The 18,777-nt window shown below is 53.4% G+C and carries 22 protein-coding genes; 13 read left to right on the top strand and 9 right to left on the bottom strand.

What is annotated here, in order from left to right:
* Window positions 1-3: 3 nt before the first annotated feature.
* Together KNP76_RS12615 and KNP76_RS12610 are read left to right on the top strand one after the other, a co-directional pair.
* Entirely contained in the window at window positions 4-768 is a 765-nt protein-coding gene (locus KNP76_RS12615) for a hypothetical protein (protein WP_251137483.1), read from the top strand.
* A 111-nt stretch (window positions 769-879) separates the two neighbouring features.
* Window positions 880-1,788, top strand: a complete 909-nt coding sequence (locus tag KNP76_RS12610; protein ID WP_214844729.1) for a cation diffusion facilitator family transporter — start codon at window positions 880-882, stop codon at window positions 1,786-1,788.
* Between the two features lie 36 nt (window positions 1,789-1,824).
* Here the strand turns inward: KNP76_RS12610 and KNP76_RS12605 are convergent, their stop codons facing one another.
* From KNP76_RS12605 to KNP76_RS12595, 3 genes are all read right to left on the bottom strand, one after another.
* Window positions 1,825-2,964: an alcohol dehydrogenase catalytic domain-containing protein gene (locus KNP76_RS12605; protein WP_211779818.1), complete on the bottom strand. Its 1,140-nt coding sequence runs from the start codon at window positions 2,962-2,964 to the stop codon at window positions 1,825-1,827.
* Between the two features lie 105 nt (window positions 2,965-3,069).
* Window positions 3,070-3,927, bottom strand: a complete 858-nt coding sequence (locus KNP76_RS12600) for a metallophosphoesterase (protein WP_214844728.1) — start codon at window positions 3,925-3,927, stop codon at window positions 3,070-3,072.
* Window positions 3,928-4,059: 132 nt separating this feature from the next.
* On the bottom strand, window positions 4,060-4,476 hold the full coding sequence (locus KNP76_RS12595) for an organic hydroperoxide resistance protein (protein ID WP_211779816.1): 417 nt from the start codon (window positions 4,474-4,476) through the stop codon (window positions 4,060-4,062).
* Window positions 4,477-4,593: 117 nt separating this feature from the next.
* Between KNP76_RS12595 and KNP76_RS12590 the strand changes: the two genes are divergently transcribed.
* Both KNP76_RS12590 and KNP76_RS12585 read left to right on the top strand, forming a co-directional pair.
* Window positions 4,594-5,040 (top strand): MarR family winged helix-turn-helix transcriptional regulator, encoded by a 447-nt coding sequence (locus KNP76_RS12590; protein WP_034816446.1) that lies wholly within the window; start codon window positions 4,594-4,596, stop codon window positions 5,038-5,040.
* A gap of 22 nt (window positions 5,041-5,062) precedes the next feature.
* Entirely contained in the window at window positions 5,063-6,004 is a 942-nt protein-coding gene (locus tag KNP76_RS12585) for a CAP domain-containing protein (RefSeq protein ID WP_214844727.1), read from the top strand.
* Window positions 6,005-6,015: 11 nt separating this feature from the next.
* Here the strand turns inward: KNP76_RS12585 and KNP76_RS12580 are convergent, their stop codons facing one another.
* Both KNP76_RS12580 and KNP76_RS12575 read right to left on the bottom strand, forming a co-directional pair.
* Complete coding sequence (locus tag KNP76_RS12580) at window positions 6,016-6,468, bottom strand: hypothetical protein (RefSeq protein WP_214844726.1); 453 nt, start codon at window positions 6,466-6,468, stop codon at window positions 6,016-6,018.
* Window positions 6,469-6,521: 53 nt separating this feature from the next.
* Window positions 6,522-6,998 (bottom strand): glutathione peroxidase, encoded by a 477-nt coding sequence (locus KNP76_RS12575; protein ID WP_214844738.1) that lies wholly within the window; start codon window positions 6,996-6,998, stop codon window positions 6,522-6,524.
* Between the two features lie 158 nt (window positions 6,999-7,156).
* Between KNP76_RS12575 and KNP76_RS12570 the strand changes: the two genes are divergently transcribed.
* Together KNP76_RS12570 and KNP76_RS12565 are read left to right on the top strand one after the other, a co-directional pair.
* Entirely contained in the window at window positions 7,157-7,672 is a 516-nt protein-coding gene (locus KNP76_RS12570; protein WP_214839881.1) for a VanZ family protein, read from the top strand.
* Between the two features lie 292 nt (window positions 7,673-7,964).
* Window positions 7,965-9,260, top strand: a complete 1,296-nt coding sequence (locus tag KNP76_RS12565) for a murein hydrolase activator EnvC family protein (RefSeq protein ID WP_214844725.1) — start codon at window positions 7,965-7,967, stop codon at window positions 9,258-9,260.
* A gap of 31 nt (window positions 9,261-9,291) precedes the next feature.
* Here KNP76_RS12565 and KNP76_RS12560 read toward each other — a convergent pair whose 3' ends face one another.
* The 4 genes from KNP76_RS12560 to KNP76_RS12550 form a co-directional block, all read right to left on the bottom strand.
* Window positions 9,292-9,489, bottom strand: coding sequence for a hypothetical protein (locus KNP76_RS12560; RefSeq protein WP_246514211.1), 198 nt, complete (start codon window positions 9,487-9,489; stop codon window positions 9,292-9,294).
* Between the two features lie 42 nt (window positions 9,490-9,531).
* Window positions 9,532-9,654 carry a GNAT family N-acetyltransferase gene (locus KNP76_RS15880; RefSeq protein WP_251137481.1) on the bottom strand — a complete coding sequence of 41 codons (123 nt, stop codon included), beginning with the start codon at window positions 9,652-9,654 and terminating at the stop codon, window positions 9,532-9,534.
* Between the two features lie 4 nt (window positions 9,655-9,658).
* Window positions 9,659-10,375 (bottom strand): N-acetyltransferase, encoded by a 717-nt coding sequence (locus KNP76_RS12555; RefSeq protein ID WP_251137480.1) that lies wholly within the window; start codon window positions 10,373-10,375, stop codon window positions 9,659-9,661.
* A 62-nt stretch (window positions 10,376-10,437) separates the two neighbouring features.
* Window positions 10,438-11,652 (bottom strand): dicarboxylate/amino acid:cation symporter, encoded by a 1,215-nt coding sequence (locus KNP76_RS12550; protein ID WP_214844724.1) that lies wholly within the window; start codon window positions 11,650-11,652, stop codon window positions 10,438-10,440.
* A 210-nt stretch (window positions 11,653-11,862) separates the two neighbouring features.
* Here KNP76_RS12550 and zapA point away from each other — a divergent pair, with 210 nt between their 5' ends.
* The 7 genes from zapA to KNP76_RS12515 all read left to right on the top strand — a co-directional run bounded on the left by zapA (window position 11,863) and on the right by KNP76_RS12515 (window position 18,291).
* Window positions 11,863-12,084, top strand: a complete 222-nt coding sequence (zapA, locus tag KNP76_RS15875) for a cell division protein ZapA (RefSeq protein ID WP_034809849.1) — start codon at window positions 11,863-11,865, stop codon at window positions 12,082-12,084.
* A gap of 8 nt (window positions 12,085-12,092) precedes the next feature.
* Complete coding sequence (locus tag KNP76_RS12540; protein ID WP_034809848.1) at window positions 12,093-12,629, top strand: CvpA family protein; 537 nt, start codon at window positions 12,093-12,095, stop codon at window positions 12,627-12,629.
* Between the two features lie 69 nt (window positions 12,630-12,698).
* On the top strand, window positions 12,699-14,408 hold the full coding sequence (gene polX, locus KNP76_RS12535) for a DNA polymerase/3'-5' exonuclease PolX (RefSeq protein WP_214844723.1): 1,710 nt from the start codon (window positions 12,699-12,701) through the stop codon (window positions 14,406-14,408).
* Window positions 14,409-16,763 carry an endonuclease MutS2 gene (locus tag KNP76_RS12530; protein WP_214844722.1) on the top strand — a complete coding sequence of 785 codons (2,355 nt, stop codon included), beginning with the start codon at window positions 14,409-14,411 and terminating at the stop codon, window positions 16,761-16,763.
* Window positions 16,764-16,770: 7 nt separating this feature from the next.
* The gene (locus KNP76_RS12525; RefSeq protein ID WP_214844721.1) at window positions 16,771-17,187 is read left to right on the top strand and encodes a DUF350 domain-containing protein; all 417 of its coding nucleotides are present in this window, start codon (window positions 16,771-16,773) and stop codon (window positions 17,185-17,187) included.
* Window positions 17,188-17,327: 140 nt separating this feature from the next.
* On the top strand, window positions 17,328-17,792 hold the full coding sequence (locus tag KNP76_RS12520; RefSeq protein WP_214844720.1) for a hypothetical protein: 465 nt from the start codon (window positions 17,328-17,330) through the stop codon (window positions 17,790-17,792).
* A gap of 28 nt (window positions 17,793-17,820) precedes the next feature.
* Window positions 17,821-18,291: a hypothetical protein gene (locus tag KNP76_RS12515; protein WP_214844719.1), complete on the top strand. Its 471-nt coding sequence runs from the start codon at window positions 17,821-17,823 to the stop codon at window positions 18,289-18,291.
* Window positions 18,292-18,777 lie beyond the last annotated feature (486 nt).

Below are 18,777 nucleotides of genomic sequence, written 5' to 3'. Positions count from 1 at the left end.
CAGATGGTGAAGGAAGAAGTTCGGACGTCGCGGGCCGCGTCCCGGAAACGGAAGCGGTTATTGCGGACGCTGATGGCGCTTGTGTTGATTGCATCGCTCGTCGGCGTCATCGCCTTGGCGGCATTGATGGATTCAAAAGATACGAAGACGGCGTTACCGGAAACCGATGAGATCGCGACGGAGATGGTCGGTTCGGACTCGGAAGAGGAGCCGCTCGTCGAGGAAGCGAAGGATGTCGTCTACATCGGGGCACCATACACGAAAGTGTATGCCGACGACCGGGTGACCGTTGTCTATGAGGCCGACCTTGGGGACCGTTATGAGCGGCTCGAGACGGTGAGCGGGTTCGTCAAGCTGCAACTGAACGAGCGGTTGACGGGCTGGGTGACCGAGGAACGGGTGACGACGGAGACGTCGGCGGCGACCGATGAGGAAATCACTTCCGCGTGGCAAAGCGTCATGCCTGCCGCGTCCGCATCCACGCTCGAGCTTCTCGGGAAGGACCGTGAGTCGGTCCGAGCGGAGCTCGGTGCCCCGAAAGCCGTGCAGCGTGACCAAGTAAACGAGTATCACTTCTACGACGGCTTCTTCCTCATGATGCGCGACGGTAAAGTGAAGGCGATCGATTGGGACAAGCAACCGGTCGCATCGCCCGAGTTGAAGGCGTCGAGCGACCAAGCTTCCGGAAGCTGGTACGAAGGGGAGACGATGCAGTTGAAACTGTTCCCGTATAGTGGCATCATGCGCGTCCGGGTCGAACAGAAATAAGCGAGACAGCTGAAAGGGAAACCTTTCGGCTTTCTTTTTCGCCTTACATTCAAATGAACGTTTGATTGTATGAGGGAGGTGGAATATAATGAGGGAAGAGGAGGGGATGTTATGGCTGGGCATGACCATCACGAACACGACCATCATCACCATCATACGACGAACCAACGGGCGCTATTTTGGGCGTTCCTGTTGATTGCGACGTTCATGATCGTCGAGGTCGTCGGCGGGCTGTGGACGAATAGCCTCGCCTTGCTGTCGGACGCTGGGCATATGCTTAGTGATGCCGCGGCACTCGGACTCAGTTTTCTCGCCGTCCGCTTCGGGGCGAGACAGGCGACGCCGGACCGAACGTTCGGCTATCGACGTTTCGAGATTTTAGCTGCGTTCGTGAACGGGTTGACGTTACTCGTCATCTCGATTTATATCATCATCGAGGCGTACAAGCGTCTCTTCGCACCACCGGAAATTATGAGTGAAGGTATGCTCGTCATCGCAGTCGTCGGTTTAATTGTGAACATACTCGCGGCATGGATTTTGATGCGGGGGGAGCGAGACAACTTGAACGTGCGGAGTGCGCTGTTACACGTGTTCGGGGACCTGCTCGGTTCGGTCGGAGCCATCACGGCGGCCCTACTCATCCTCATTTTCGGTTGGACGCTCGCCGACTCCATCGCGAGCCTGTTTGTCGCCGTGCTCATCTTGATTAGCGGCTATCGCGTCACGCGGGACGCTGTCCACATCTTGATGGAAGGGGCGCCGCATGAAGTCGATGTTGTCGCGATGCAAAACGAGTTGTTGCGCGTCGATGGTGTGAACGAGATTCACGACTTGCACGTCTGGTCGATCACGTCGAACGAGTACGCGGTGACGTGCCACGTCTTGATTGGCGAGACGACGAACGATCAAACGGTTCTTCGGGACGTCACGGAACGGATAAAGCATTTTGGCACGTTCAAACGCTCGACCGTCCAAATCGAGCGGGCACCCGCCTGCTGTAAGGAACGAACCATATGGTAAAAAAGCGGTCCCCAGTAAAATCGGGGACCGCTTTCGTCATGGCTTCAAGACGACTTTGACGCAGTCGTCGAGGTGGTCGTTGAAGATTTTATACGCATCGGCGGCCTGGTCGAGCGGCATCCGGTGCGTGATGATATCGGTCGGGTCGAACTTGTTGTCGACAATCATCTGGAACAGCTCCGGCATATAGTGGATGACCGGCGCTTGACCCGTCTTGATGCTGACGTTCCGTGTGAAAAAGTCGCCAAGCGGGAATTGATTATAGTTCATCGCGTAAATCCCCGTCAGTTGGACCGTCCCGAATTTCCGGACCGCTTCTTTCGCGACTTTGATGGCGCTGAGCGTCCCGCCCTGGACCATCAGTTTCTGTTCGACTTTCTCGATTGGCGACATTTTGCCATCGAAGCCGACGCAGTCGATGACGACGTCGGCGCCGCCGTTCGTGATCTCGTAAATGTATTTACCTGTATCGATCGGGTCTTTCATGAGCACCGTCTCGACGTTGTTCGATAATTTCGCCCGGTTTAAACGATAAAGCTCGGGGTCGACGGCGATGACGCGTTTCGCTCCGCGGACCCAGGCGAGTTTTTGCGTCATGAGTCCGACCGGTCCGGAACCGAGGACGACGACGGTGTCGCCGGCTTTCATGCCGGCGCTCTCGAGGCTCCACCAGGCGGTCGGGATGACGTCTGATAGGAAGAGGAGCGCCTCATCCTCGAGCTCACATGATTCTGGAATGACGAGCGGCATGAAGTTACCGTACGGCACTTTCAAATACTCGGCCTGACCACCGGGATGATTCCCGAACTGTTCGGTGAAGCCGAAGTAACCGCCCGCATCCGTATGCGGTGCATGGTTCGAGTTGTCGCATTGGCTCTCCATCTCGTGCTCACAATAATAACAGTGGCCGCACGAGACGTTGAACGGCAAGACAACCCGGTCGCCTTTTTTCACTTTCGTCACGTCCGGTCCGACTTCTTCGACGATTCCCATTGGCTCGTGCCCGATGACGTAGCCGTGGCGAGTCGGCATGTTGCCTAAGTAAATATGCAAGTCCGAGCCGCAAATCGCCGTCGAGGTGATTTTGACGATAATCTCTTCCCGGCTCTCAATCTCTGGGTCTTTCACGTCTTTCACTTCGATGTTCTTTGCCCCTTGATACGTTACTGCACGCATGCGTTCATTCCTCCTTTTTTCGAAAACAGGTAAGTCACAACACGTGTACTGTACCCGCTTCGATCGCGTTCGAATCTGAAATCTTGAGGAAATAGGAAAAGGGACTCACAAAGGAGCCCCGGTCCCGGTCACATCGATGACGACGATTTCCGGGGGATTGAAGACGCGTGGTACGCTGATGCTGTAGTTGAATCCACGCCCGATGACGTGATCGAACGTCTCGTGTTCATATAGCCCACCGGCATACTTCGGGAAAAAACCTTGGTCGGGCGCGTACAGCCCGTTCATGAGGTAAGGGATTCGCACTTGTCCACCGTGGGCGTGACCTGACAAGACGAGGTCGAACGGAAGGGCGGCATACGTCTCGACCCGCTCGGCCCGGTGCGACAACAAGACGCTGAACGCCTCATCCGTTTCCGTATCCTCGAGCGCGACGAGGGCGTCTTCTTCCCATATCCGGTGCAAGTTTTCCGCGTATGCACGGAGCGGGTCTTCAAGTCCGCCGATGACGAGGTCGATGCCGTTGATTGTCAGCTTTTGTGCCTCATTCTCGAGGACGATCACCCCGTGCGAGCGGAACACGTCTTTCACGTCGTGCCGGACATAATCGTCTGAGTCATCAATCTCGTGGTTGCCGGTCACAAAGTACATCGGGGCAACACCTTCGAGCCCTTTGATTAAGTCGAAGGCGGCGTTCGGTGAACGGTACCGGTCGAGCATGTCACCTGGCAAGGCGATGAGGTCAGGTTGTTGCGCTTTCACTTTCTCAATTAAAACGCTTTGTTTTTCTCCGTACGAGTAGCCATGCAAGTCGGACAAAAGGACGATGCGGAGGGATTGACCCACCTCAAGTTTATCGGTCGACACGTTGTACGTGCGGACGACGAGTCCGTTATAAAGGGCGACAAATAAAAATGTGACGATGGCGCCGAACGTGATGTATTTACGTCTTCCTTTGAACATGTCGTCCCTCCTCGTGTCGTCGGTTCTTTCATTCTACTCGGACTGTCGTAAGGAAGCAAAGAATGTTGAGAAAACGAGTGATCATCGTTTCGTTACAAAAAAAATCCCGCTCGATGGGGAGCGGGAGCGTGATTATGCTGCTTTTGCTGTCAATTTGACGTCGACGTTGCCGCGTGTCGCTTTCGAATACGGACACACTTGGTGTGCCGCTTCGACTAGGCGCTCGGCTGTCTCTTGGTCGACGCCTTTGATTTCGACTTCGAGTTCAACGGAAATGAAGAAGCCGCCTTCGTCATCCTGGTTGAGCGTGACGTGGCCTGTGACGCTCGTCCCGTCCGTCTTGACACGTTCTTTGCCGATGACGAGGTTCAAGGCGCTACCGAAGCAAGCCGCGTAGCCGGCTGCGAACAGTTGCTCCGGGTTCGTCGACTCGTCCGCTTGTTTCGAGCCTGGCATCGCGACGTTCAAGTCGATAACACCGTCCGTTGATGTGACGCGACCTTCGCGGCCACCAGTGGCTGTTGCAGAAGCTGTGAATAATGGTTTCATGATTCATTTCCTCCGTTTCGTTTTCAACAATTATATTGTGCACAATTTAATTATAAGGCAGTCAAATGAATGTGCAAGTGATATGCTTGTCCTAAGACTACAGCCGGAGGACAAACCATGAAAAGTTCGCTAACATTAGAACATCAAATCTGTTTTCAGCTCTATACTGCCTCAAAAGAGCTGACACGTTTATATCGCCCGATTTTGGCTCCGTTAAACCTGACCTATAGCCAGTACCTGGTTATGCTCGTCTTGTGGGAAGAGGAAGGAATCGATTTGAAGCAAGTCGGAGAACGGCTGACGCTCGACTCGGGTACGCTGTCGCCACTCGTCAAACGCTTGATGCAAATCGGCTATGTTGAAAAAGTACGGGCACAAGATGACGAGCGCCGCATTGTACTGACGCTCACCGATTCAGGTCGCGCACTGCGTGAGCAGGCGGAGGACGTTCCGCGTCAAGTGAGTGGTATGCTGAAAATAGATGAAGCGACATATGTCGCCTATATGGAGATGCTCATCGACATCAAAGCGCGTTTGAAGGCGTTCGGTGAGCAACAAGGGTAAGCGTTTTGCGAAAGGAGTCGACATGATTCGCAAATTAATCATCATTTTGATGGCGATTGGTGGCTATGCCGCTTGGAAATATGAAGTGCCGAACGTTTCGGCGCCGACGAGTGTTCAAGTAAAATCGGACGTGGCGGAGGAAGTGGAAGGGACCGATGAGGAGACAACTGAAGTCACCGATGCCCCGCGCTTTGCTAGCCAATATGCCGGGAATGATTGGTACTTGCTCGAACGAAGCGGCGATCGGACGCTCGAATTGATCGATGCGGACGGCGCGAAGAAAGGGTTCTATCAATTCGAGACGGGGAGCACGTATGAAGGTCTGATTGTGGATGAGACGACGCGGCAAGACGTCGAGCAAATCGGTTTCGACGCCGTCCGTTCGTACGATAAAGGGATGCGCCGCTATTTGATTCCCGACGACCCGTCGTTTTCGGTGTATGCGATTAACGGCAATTACGTCACGTTCTTCTTCGATCAACACGACGACGATAAGCTGAAAGCCGTGCTTTCCGTCGACCGTCGCGTGGAAGAGGCGAGTGACGGGTATTACGGCGACATCTCAGCCGAAAGTACGGTCGGGAACGAGACGCTCATGCGGTTGCTCATGAATTGGGACCGCCAAAAGTTTAACCTGTCAGCGCTCGCCGACTTTGAGCCGCTCCTTCCCGTCGTTCGGGCACATAGCGAGAATATGGCGGAGAACAATTTCTTCAGCCATACGGACCCAGAAGGACGGGACCCGTTCGAGCGGATGAACGAGTACGGGCTCACATATTCGGTCGCCGGAGAGAACTTGGCGATGGGCCAGATGAGTGTCTTTCACGCCCACTGGGGGCTCATGAACTCGCTCGGTCACCGCGAGAACATCTTGAAGCCTGAGTTCACCCATGCGTCGGTCGGACTTGTGCATAACGACGACAATAGCCCGTTCTATACAATTAATTTCATCACGCCACGCTAAAAACAGGAAGGTCACCGTTCATTCGGCACACCTTCCTGTTTTTCTGGTTGAAGCGGTTTTAAAAACTTGTCCGTCAAGCCGAACGACATCATAATCCCGAATGAGACGAGAAACGTGAACGGCCAACGTGGCTCAACATAGACGGCCGTCAAGTAGGCGGACGTGGCGACGAGCGCGCCGAAGAACTGCAACGCGATGAAACGACGGACGTAGGTAGGCGAACTATGCTTTCGATAAACGATACTCGACACGACAAGGTCGATGAATAAAATCAATAGCACACCGAGATACAGGGTGAGCAGCGGGTTTGCCGTCCACGCCTCAGGCAACCAGCTCGGATTCGTCTCGGCATAGCTCACCGTCTGGTCCGCCCCTTGAAAGGTGAGTTCGTGGCCGAGAAACAAGACAGTAAGAAACGCAGTCGTGCGCACGACGTTCCGCTGCCGTGTATATGTATGAAACATGAATCCCATCCTCCTTTATGTATCGTACGAACGGAGGATGGGACAAGTTTCACTTAAATTAACTTTTTAATGGCGGATTCGATCTCGGCCGGCGTCGTCTGCGGGGAGAACCGTTCGATGACGTTTCCTTGGCGGTCGATGAGGAACTTCGTAAAGTTCCATTTGATTGCCTTCGAGCCGAGTAGTCCCGGTGCTTCCTTCGCTAAGTATTGGAAGAGTGGATGCGCGTCTTTCCCGTTGACGTCGACTTTGGCGAACATCGGGAACGACACACCATAGTTCAACTGACAAAACTCGTTAATCTCTTCGTTCGTCCCTGGGTCTTGATGGCCGAACTGATTGCACGGGAAGCCGAGCACTTGGAGTCCTTGGTCTTTATATTGCGCGTACAACGTCTCGAGGCCGTCGAGTTGCGGCGTGAAGCCGCACTTGCTTGCCGTGTTGACGATTAATAGTACGTCTCCCTCATATTTCGATAATGGTTGGAGCTTACCGCTCATGTCTGTCGCTTCGTATTGATAGATCATTATGTTTCCCCCTTTGCCTCTAGTATAGCAAGCGCGTTTCCCATGTACGACTTTAAATCGGTTGTCCGCAATCAAATTGTCACGAAACGATGATGCCCTTGTTACAATGTAATGGGAGGAAACTCGTATAATGAAGCTCGCAGACAGAAAGGATCGATGTTATGTACATATTGAAAAATGAATTTATTTGGATCACTCTCATTCTCGTCGGCTTATTCTTCTCGAGCGCGACACCTTATTCGGAGCAGAGCATCGTTTCACCGCTCGAACGGTTCGAATGGGGATGGGCCGAGCCGATGCTCGGAAACGTGGATTTCGATTACGCGGGTGACCCGGTCTCACTCGAGGCGAAAGGAACGGTCGGCTTGATTGAATTTTTGATTCGAAAAGCCGCGCACTTCACGGTCTTCTTCGTCCTCGGCGCGCTTTTCGTCAAAGCCGTCTCGCGTACTCGTATTCATGCCGGGCTTACGCTCTTGTTCGCTTGGGCGCTTGCGACCACGGTCGGCGTATATGACGAGTTCCATCAGAGCTTGACGCCGGAGCGGACGCCGCTCATCCAAGACGTCGTCTTAGACAGCTTCGGTGCGCTATGTGGGGTCGTGCTCCTCGGTGGCCTCTATTTAGTGAAACGGCGAAAGCGTAAATCGCGATCAGGCTACATGATGACAAGGTAAAACAAAAATGTATAAGGTTATTATGTGAAAAGCGCATCTAGAAGCGCTTTTTCTTTTTTATACGGAGAACTTGTGACAGAAAAATGAGCAAATTTGCCTATATACCCACGTTTTTTAAGCGATAAAACCTAAATCAGGTCAATGTAACGCGAATGAAATATAAGTGTAAAATAATTTCAGGTTTAGATTGCTATAATGAGTCTCAGAGCGAGAACGAAATCTCGTCAAAATTCGACAAACTAACGAATCTATTATAGATAGAAATACACACGACTCAGCGGAGGGAAGCACATTGGTTAACTTGAAGAAACTTGCGGCAACCGTCACTTTAGGGACTCTTCTCATCAGCGGCACGACTCCTGGTTTTGCGGCGTCACTCACAGACAAGCAAAAGAAAGTCCAGCAGCAACAACAACAGAATAGTTCTGAACAGTCAAAAGCGAACGCATCGATTCAATCGCGTGAGCAAGCAATCAGCAAAGAGCAGCAAGAGATCAACAAGTTAGACGCTGAGCTTCAAGACGTCATCAACGACGTCGCGCAAAAGAAGGCTGAGATTCGTGCGACACAAGAAAAGATTAAAGAGCTTGAAGCACAAATTAAGAAGTACGAAGCAAAAATGAAAGCCCAAGAAGAGCTCATGAAAGAGCGGATGGCGACGATGCAAAAGAATGGTGGCTCGTCAGTCAACTGGGCGGAGTTCATCTTCGGTTCTAAAGACTTCGGTGATTTGATCACACGTATGATCACAGCTGGTACGATTCAAGAGAACGACCAACAGATCTTCGAAGAATACGAAGCAACGAAAGAAAAACTCGCGAAAGCGCAAGCTGATTTGAAAGCGGAACGCGATTCACTCGTGAAGCAAAAAGAAGAACTTGAAAAACGTCAGAAAGAGCTCGATCAAAAAATGAAAGAGCGCGCTGCGAAAATCAAGAAACTTGAAGCTGAAAAAGTCAAGTTTGAATCGAAACTCATGAGCCTTCAAGAGATGGAAGATACGCTCAAAGCTCAAGAACAAGCGATCCAATCAGAAATCGAAGCGCAACGTCGTGCTGAAGAAGAAGCACGTCGTGCAGCGGCAGCAACTGCTGCGGCGAAAAAACAACAAGGTTCAAGCTCGAATAGCGGTTCAAGTGCTTCAACAGCACCGGTAGCGTCTGCACCAGCAAGCGGTGGCATGTTCCAACGTCCAGCAAGCGGTCGCCTCACACAAGGATGGGGTCCAGCAAGCGGAGCGAACGGCTACTCGTTCCACAACGCTCTTGATATCGCAGGTCCAGTCGGTACACCGATCTATGCAGCACAAACAGGTACGGTCCTCCGTGCAGGTTGGAGTGGCGCATACGGAAACCAGGTCATGATCGCACACGTGATTAACGGACAAGTATGGACGACAGTATATGCTCACATGAACTCAATATCCGTTTCTGCGGGTCAACGCGTGTCACAAGGACAAAACATTGGCGGCATGGGTAGCACAGGGAACTCGACAGGTTCACACCTTCACTTCGAGATTCACCGTGGTGGCTACTCGTACTCTTCATCGAGCGCGGGAAGCACAGTCAACCCAGCATTATTCTTCTAAACATAAAGACAGTGATCGACAAACGCGTCGATCACTTTTTTGTTGCCCGGTAACTGATGAACGTCAACAGCGCGGCCCCGATGACGCTCAACCAGAGCGTATCCCAATTCGGGTCGACAAGGACGCTCATGCCGCCGACAATCATCATATAAGCGACGACCGAGCCGATGAGGACGGTCGCTACGACGTGACGGACCCGTTTCGGGATTTGATTCCACCAATGCCTCATAAAAATCGCCTCCACCTATCAGTATAGGGGAGGCGGGACGATTCATCTAGCGAGTCGGATCCATGAAGATTCCATGATCGGTTCGTACCCGACCTCTTGATAAATCTTATTTGACGTCGGATTGGTCAAATCGGTGTAGAGCGTACAGAAGCGTTTCGTCTTCAACAGCTCACGGCTGAGCGCGGCGACGATGGAGCGTCCATAGCCGTTCCCCCGTTGCCCAGGTGGTATAAACGAACGAGACGGTGACGCCGTTCTCCGTCGGCCTTGAACGTTTCGCGCATGAGACGGGCATACCGTCGACTTCCCAAATGACGGCGTCATCGTTCTCGATCAACATGGTGACGGTACGGACCACTTTTTCTGCCTCGGACGGGTCGAGTCCCGAATCTCGTTCGAAGGCACGAAACCAGTTCTCTAGGAGCGCTTGATCGCGTGTCGTCGCGTGACGCATCGACCCGTCCGCCATCTCGATATCGTTCACGCGGTCGAGCCGATATAGGCCTTGTGCCATGAAAGGCGAGACGTTTTGTCCGGTATGTTCGCGCCAGAGCTTGGCGAACGTCTCAGCGTGGACGCGTTCCGACACGATTTCGGTGAACGGGATATCCCGTTCTAGTAATGCCGGGATAGCCGTCTCATGTACGTCGTGTGCCCGTGAAGCGTCCACGATGACATAGTTGAGCGGATGCGGGGGCGTGACTTGTATGATGGCGAGCAATTGCCCGTCGTCCTCGACCGTCAATTGGTGGTACGTGGAATAGACGCCGCGCTGGATGTTCCCGAGGATGCCAATCATCAGACTGTGTTCGGCTTCTCGCTTCATCAACTCCGGCAAGAAGCGTTCCGCGAACGCGTCGGGATTGTCCCAAATCGTAAATTCCATATAGCTTCCTCCTTTTTATGTAAGAAAAACGGGCAAACCGTGAGGCTTGCCCGTTGAGCACGTTATGCGATTTCCTCGCGTGCTTTTGGATCGTCGAGTAGTTTCGTATGACGTTTGAAGTAGTGGACGATTTTCGCGATGGCACCGTCACCTGTGACGTTCGTCGCTGTACCGAAGCTATCTTGCGCCAAGTAGAGCGCGATGACCAAGCTCTGCATCGTCGCGTCGAAGCCGAGGATTGAACCGAACAGTCCGAGTGAGGCCATGACGGCTCCACCAGGGACACCTGGTGCCGCGATCATCGTGACGCCGAGGGCGAGGATGAACGGGAGTACGATCGCGTATGACATCGGCATGCCGTTCAAGTACATGAGGGCGACACCGACCGATGTGAGCGTGATCGTCGAACCAGACAAGTGGATCGTCGCACAGAGTGGAACGACGAAGTTGGCGACGCCTTCGTCGACGTTGTTCGCTTTCGCTTGGCGAAGCGTGACCGGGATCGTTGCTGCCGATGATTGCGTCCCGATGGCTGTGAAGTAAGCCGGCATCATCGTCTTCAAGAGACGAAGCGGGTTCTCTTTGTTGAGGCCGCCTGCGATCGAGTATTGAATCAAGAGAATCGTCAAGTGAAGAACGATAATCGTGACGAAGACGAGCGAGAACACCGAGAGGATCTCGGCGACTTGACCGGCGTACGTCATGTTCATGAAAATTCCGGCGATGTGAATCGGTAGTAATGGAATGATGACTTTGCTGATGACAAGTTCAATGATATCGCGGAAGTCCATGGCAAGGTCGAGTGAGCGCTTGCTTTCAATCGCGGCAATCCCGATTCCGATTACGAAAGCGAGGACGAGCGCGGTCATGACACCGAACACGGGTGGAATCTCGAAGTTCAAGAATCCGCTAAGTAGTGCTTCTTCTGGGTTTTCAGCTGACGCCGTATCGCGAGCCAAGATTTGCGGGAACAAGTTGCTCGTCGCAAAGTAAGCGAGCGTACCGGCGACGATTGTCGACAAGTAAGCGATGACGGCCGTCAAGCCGACAAGTTTGCCAGCACCTTTTCCGAGCTCCCCGATGCCCGGGATGATGAAGGCGAGAATGATGAGTGGGATAGCGAAGCCTAAGAACTGCCCAAAAATCGTGTTGAACGTGACGAACGTCCGTACAATCCAATTCTGGCTTTCTGGTACGAGGCTACCGATTAAAATACCAAACGCGATAGCGATGATGATGCGACCTAGAAGGCCAATTCGTAATTTCAAATAAATCATCCTTTCTAAATGTTTGAATTGTTGCTATTTTCGCACATTTCCCGCGCGGTTGCCACCCTAACTTTCATAATTGAGAGAAGATTGACGTTTAACAACTTTCGAATAGGGTAACATAAATTGTTGTCGTACAAAAGGGAGGGGCTTCTTCTTTTCCTAATATACAATCGATGTTATGATTAATTTTGAATAGACGAAAAGGAGGGGTGACACGTGCAGGTACAACGAACAACGATCCACATCGCGGGTCAAGACTATACGATTGTGAGCGAAGAGCCAGCTGATCATGTGAGGGAAGTGGGCTTTCTCGTCGATAGTAAAATCCGTGAGATTCGTGAACAGTCCCCTCATCTAGACGCTCGTCAGGCGGCCGTTCTCGCCGCCATTCAAATCGCGAGCGATCACGTCAAATCTAAACGAAATATGGGAGAATAAATCACTTTATGGTTACTCTACTTATACTGTTTTTCTTGTTTATCGGGATTGTCAACGGTTTCCGCCGTGGGGCGATTCTGCAGCTCGGTCATTGGGTCGCGCTCATCATCAGTTTCTTCGTCGCCAACGCCTATTACCGGGACTTGGCTGAAGCGTTCAAGCTATGGATTCCTTATCCGTCGCAACTTGACGGGACGCTCCCGGGCGGTGTGCTCGACTTGAACTCGCTCTCAGGAATCGAGATGACGTTCTACAACGTCTTCTGGTTCGTCGTCTTGTTCGTTATCACGAAGCTCGTCTTGCATCTGATCTTGTCGATGCTCGACTTCTTGACGGACTTGCCGATTTTGCGTCAATTGAAAGGGATTATCGGCGCGGTGCTCGGATTCCTCGAGTCGTACGTCATCACGTTCTTCATCCTTTGGGTGATCGCGTTCGTCCCGATGGCCGGTGTCCAAAACGCCGTCGACAACTCGTCGCTTGCGACGTTCATCATTCAAGATACACCGTATCTTTCGGAATGGTTCTCGAATAAGATGCTGTGACACGACAGGCCGGAATGCAAGCAAGCGCTTGTGTCTCGGCCTTTTCTGTATGGATAAGGGGGAAAACTCATGAATAAAGTAGAAGCGATGATGCTGCTCGAAAAGATTGCGCAATACATGGAAATCAAGGGTGAGAATCCGTTCAAAATCAACGCCTTCCGAAAAGCTGCAACGGCATTAGAAAACTCAGAACTTGAACTCGACGAGATCGAGGATTTGACGACGATCCCAGGTATCGGCAAAGGGACGGCGGCCGTCCTCGAAGAATGGCGGGACACGGGCCGGAGCGAAGTGCTTGAGTCGCTCCAAGCAGAGATTCCGTTCGGCTTGATGAAGCTGCTCAAGATCCAAGGGCTCGGCGGCAAGAAGCTCGCGCAGCTCCGCGAAATCGGCGTCGTCGACTTGGAGTCGCTCATCCGCGTCTTAGAAGATGGGACGGCGTCCGAGTTGCCGCGCTTTGGTGCGAAGAGCGTCGAGAAGTTGCTCGCCGCGGCGAAGAACCTCGAGTCGCGCCCGGAGCGCCTATCGTACGCGATGATGCGTCCGGTCGTCGAAGAAATCGAGACGGTGCTTGGAGCTGAGGCGCTCGTGCTCCGCCATTCGGTCGGCGGCAGCTTCCGCCGCGCCGAGGAGACGTGTAAGGATTTGGACTTCATCATCGCGACCGAGGAACCGGTCGCACTCCGGGACAAACTGCTCGAGCTCCCGTTCATCAATGAAGTCATCGCGGCCGGGGAGACGAAAGTGTCACTCGTCCTCGAACGTGAAGAGATGGTGTCGGTCGACTTCCGGATGGTCGAGCCGGGCGCATTCGCCGCGACGCTCCACCACTTCACTGGCTCGAAAGACCATAACGTCCGCATGCGCCAGCTCGCCAAAGCAAAAGGCGAGTCGATCTCCGAGTACGGCGTCGAGACGGCGGACGGCCTCTGGCAACCGGAGACGGAAGCTGAGCTGTTCGAGCGCTACGGTCTGCCGTTCATCCCGCCGGAGCTCCGGGCAGGAAACCTCGAGTTCGAGCACGACTTGTCGAAACTCGTCACACTCGACGACATCAAGGCTGACGCCCATATGCACACTGTCTGGTCGGACGGGAAGTTGACGGTCGACGAGCTCGTCGCGGCGATGAAGGCGCGCGGCTACGAGTGGATCGCCATCACCGATCACGGCAAGTACATGACGTTCGTCAACGGCTTGACCGAGGAGCGGCTCGAGGCGCAAGGGGAAGAGATTCTCGAGGCCGCGAAGAAGCATGAGATGCACGTGCTGCGCGGCGTCGAGATGGATATCCGTCCTGACGGCACGCTCGACTATGAGCCAGAGTTTTTGGCGACGCTCGACTATGTCGTCGCCTCGATCCACTCGAAGATGGACCAATCGGTCGACGAGATCATGGCCCGGCTTGAGAACGCCTGCCGTTCACCGTACGTCAACGTCATCGCCCATCCGACGGGCCGGCTTATCGGACGTCGTGACGGCTATCCGATCGACGAGGAGCGCTTGATCGCCCTCGCGAAAGAGACGGGCACGGCGCTCGAGTTGAACGCCAATCCGAATCGGCTTGACTTGACGGCCGCGACGCTGAAGAAAGCGAAGGCGGCCGGCGTCAAACTGATGATCAACACCGACACGCACCACCCGGACATGATGGAAGATATGGCGCTCGGCGTCTTGCACGCCCGTAAAGCCTACCTCGAACCGTCCGACATCATCAACTGCCTCTCGTTTAAGGACGCCAAAGCGTTCTTCGACGCGAAGCGACAGAAAGGAACATGCTAGATGGATCACGCGTTACGCGTTTTAGAATATGAAAAACTGCGCCAACAGCTCGCCGCCCACGCCGCGAGCTCGCTCGGGAAAGACCGGGCGCTCTCGATGCAACCGGATTACTCGTACGACCGGGTGCTCGCGAATTTGAACGTCACGAAAGAGGCGACCGAGGTCGTCCGTCTCCGTGACCGACTCCCGCTCGGTGGACTGACCGATGTCCGCGCCGAAGTGAAACGGGCCGCCATCGGCTCGGTGCTCTCGACGAGTGAACTGCTCGCCGTCGCCGCCGTCATGTACAGCGGCCGCCAAGTGAAGAACTTCTTTGAAAAGCTCCACGAAGACAACGAAGACCTCCGTATCCCGCGTCTCGACGAGTATGCGGAGCGCTTGACGAAACTGATTGAAGTCGAGCAGTCGATTCGCCACGCCATCGACGACCAAGGCACGGTCCAAGACTCGGCGAGCTCGCAATTGCGCGGCCTCCGGACGCAACTCCGTAGCTTCGAGGGCAGCGTCCGCTCCCGCATCGACAACATTCTCCGCAACAACGCCAAGATGTTGTCGGACGCCATCGTCACGATTCGGAACGACCGTTACGTCGTCCCGGTCAAACAAGAGTACCGCCAAGCGTTCGGAGGGATCGTCCACGACCAGTCGGCTTCGGGTCAGACGCTCTTCATCGAGCCGCAGGCGATCGTCTCGATCAACAACGAGATTCAAGAAGTGCGCTTGAAAGAGCGCGCCGAGATCGACCGCATCTTGAGCGAGCTGTCGAACCTCGTCGGCGGTGTTGCCGATTCGATCGTGACGAACCTCGACGTGCTCGCCACGCTCGACTTCGTGTTCGCGAAAGTCGCGTACGGCCATGAGTTGAAGGCGACCGAGCCGAAGTTGAACGACGCCCGGGAAATTAAGCTGAATCAGGCGCGTCACCCGTTCATCCCTCGCGACGAGGTCGTGCCGATCACGGTCGAGCTCGGCGAAGCATTCACCTCGCTCGTCATCACCGGGCCGAACACCGGTGGGAAGACGGTCACACTCAAGACGATCGGTCTGCTTCAGCTCATGGTGCAGTCAGGTCTCTACGTGCCGGCCGACTTCGGGACGGAGCTGTCCGTGTTTGACGCCGTCTACGCCGATATCGGGGACGAGCAGTCAATCGAGCAGAGTCTCTCGACGTTCAGTTCGCACATGACGAATATCGTCAGCATGCTCGACAAGATCGATTTCATGTCACTCGTCTTGTTCGATGAGCTTGGGGCCGGGACCGACCCGCAAGAAGGGGCCGCGCTCGCCATCGCCATCCTCGACGAAGTGAAGCGCCGTGGCGCCCGTGTGGCCGCGACGACGCACTACTCGGAACTGAAGGCGTACGCCTATAACCGGGAAGGCGTCATGAACGCCTCGATGGAGTTTGATATCGAGTCGCTCAGCCCGACGTACCGTCTGTTGATCGGTGTGCCGGGACGCTCGAACGCGTTCGAGATTAGCCGTCGCCTCGGGTTGTCCGAGGACGTCATCGACAAGGCGCGGAGCCACGTCGGCACCGACGCCGAGTCGGTCGAATCGATGATTAACGAGCTCGAGTCGGCGAAACAACGCGCCGAGCAACTCGAACGAGAGTTGATCGTCAAGCGCCACGACCTCGAAGAAGAGCAGGCGGCGTTCGAGGCGAAGATGACGGAGTTCGAGAAAGAACGCGACACGATGTATAGCGAAGCCGAGGCGAAAGCCGACAAAGCGGTCGAGCAGGCGAAACGTCAAGCGAACGAAGTCATCGACCGCCTGAAGAAGCTGCGCGAGCAGGGCATCGTCAAAGAGCACGAGATTATCGCCGCGAAGAAAGAACTCGAATCGGCGAAACCGACGCTCCAAGAGAAAAAGATCCAAAAAGTGAAACAAAAAGCGCAACAGAAACGTACGTTCAGTAAAGGCGAAGAAGTGAAAGTGACGACGTTCAACCAAAAAGGCTATATCGTGAACCAGATCAACGACAACGAGTACAACGTCCAAGTCGGGATCATGAAAGTGAACGTCAAAGCGGACGACCTTCAGAAAATCGGACCGTCGAAAGAGCAGCCGCTTAAAGCGAAAGGCAGCTCGTTGAAGCGCCAGAGCACGACAAAGTCGGAGCTCGATTTGCGAGGGGTTCGCGTCGAAGAAGGACTCTCACGCCTAGACAAATATATCGACGAGGCGCTCGTGTCGGGTTACGACAACGTCCGCATCATCCATGGGCTCGGTACGGGCGCGATGCGACAAGCGACGCAAGAGTTCTTGAAAGGACATCGCCACGTGAAGAGTCAGCGTCCGGGCGGCATGGGCGAAGGTGGACTCGGGGTCACGGTCGTCGAGTTGAAGTGAGGACGAGATGCTATTGGGTAACGTAACTTTTAACGTCATGCTCGAGTCGTTCGGTCTGTATACGATCGCCGGGCTCATGATTGTCGTCGGGCTCGCCATCTTCGAGGTGACGACGCCGTACAGCAATTGGCGCGAGATTCAAAAAGGGAACATCGCCGTGGCGCTCGCGACGGGCGGGAAGGTCGTCGGCCTCGCCAACATCTTCCGTGCCGTCGAGAGCCATCACGATCGCATGGTCGACATTTTGGTCGGCGGGGGCTTCGGGTTCTTCTTGCTCCTCGTCACGTATTGGTTGTTTGAATTTTTGACCCTGTCCTTGAAGGTGAACGAGGAGATCGAGAGAGGGAACATCGCCGTCGGACTTTTGGCGTTCCTCCTCTCGATCGGTGTCTCGCTCATCGTCGGTGCGGCATTAGTGAGGTGAAGACATGGTATATGAACGATTAGCGAAGATTCTCTTCATCGGGGCCGGCCTGTTTTTAGTGGCAGCGGCACTGTGGTTTATCTTTTATTGAGGGAAAGCGACGTTTTCGGAAGTCGCTTTTTTTGAAAGGGGGAAACGGTTTGGCCATCGATTTAAAATTTTTGATGACGACCGAAGACTATGTGCTTGAGACGGAAGCATTTCAGATGAAGGGCGTCACCAATTATCCACTTGAGTGGACGTTCTTCGGGGCAAATAACCCGACGATGCTCTTGACGTGGGACGCAGGACGGGACCGGATCCTCATCCGTTTCGAGCAATATGCGGTGTTTCTCGGGACGATTGAGGACCATAGTATGCACGAAGAAGGGCTACGCAATGCTTACCCAATCGTGAAGCTGAAGACGTCCCGATTCACACGGTTCGCAGCAGAGCATATGGGGACAGAACGTGTCAACACGGAGCGGGGGGCGCTTGCGCATTACGTCATCCGCACGTTCGAGCAAGAATTTCATATCTTGGCGTATGAAGAGCCGACCGTGCTCGACTTGGGGAAAGCCGGGGATACAGGGGTTGTGGTCGAAACTATAGATGAAGTTTCTTAAAAAATCGAACAGGTGCGAAGGAGAATCGATGAGGAAAAAGTTACTCTTATCCGTCGCTCTGTTCGCAGGAGCAATGCTTGCTTTATCTGCTTGCGGAAGCACGGGAACGGTTGAAACGATTGACGCCAGACCCGTTATTCATTTCGATGCCGCTTCCATCATTTCGTCAGCGCGCGACCATCATCTCAAGATGCTCACGTTATCGAGCATTCCAAGAAATGACGTCAACGTTCCCGGAGCGGTAGAAGAATTACAGGGCATGCAAGCGGACAATGACATGTATTTAACCGAACTGGAGAGATTGCGACATGAGGATTCCTCGGCCGATGAGTTTAAAGACCTCGTTGTCGAATATTTAGAAGCGGAAAACGCGTATATCGATCAAACCATCGAGGCCTTATACGGTGGAGCCTCGAGCCGCCCAAGTCGATTTTCGATGGAGTCGCTCTACTCGCGAATAAACGCAAACGTGTCAGACTTCCGATATGAGCCCAAATAAACGGCTATTTCATACTCTATATCAACGTATTCAAAAAGCCTCAATCTAACAGATTACATCTCACAGCCCTAAACTCAGCTATGTGACGTAATTCGTGGTGAGGTTTTTTGATTTTTAGTTGGTGACAGAAATCAACCCTTAAGAAGACAATCGATCTAAGCTGAAATGTTTCTCTAGACAAGCTTAAAGGAAACAGTATATAGCTAAGTAGGATTTAAGTGATGATGAGGGCTGTAGAAAGGGATGGAATGTGAACATGTTGAATGGGGCAAAATTTTTCGAACAGTTAGTGATTAATGTAGTGAAATTGCCAGGAGTGAAAGTAGATCGAACAGAGTTTTTAGCAAAAAGTTTTAGTAAGCACGTGACCGCGAGACAATTAGCAGACATCCTTGAATAATCTGTACCCCATGTAAAGGACATTAATAAAAAAACTTATGCTGCTTCAAGGAGATGATTCCTGTACTGTACGGGAGTCATCTTTTT

This window comes from Exiguobacterium sp. s150 (assembly GCF_018618435.1).
GTDB lineage: Bacteria > Bacillota > Bacilli > Exiguobacteriales > Exiguobacteriaceae > Exiguobacterium > Exiguobacterium alkaliphilum.
This window is presented reverse-complemented; position numbering and strand designations above follow the sequence as displayed.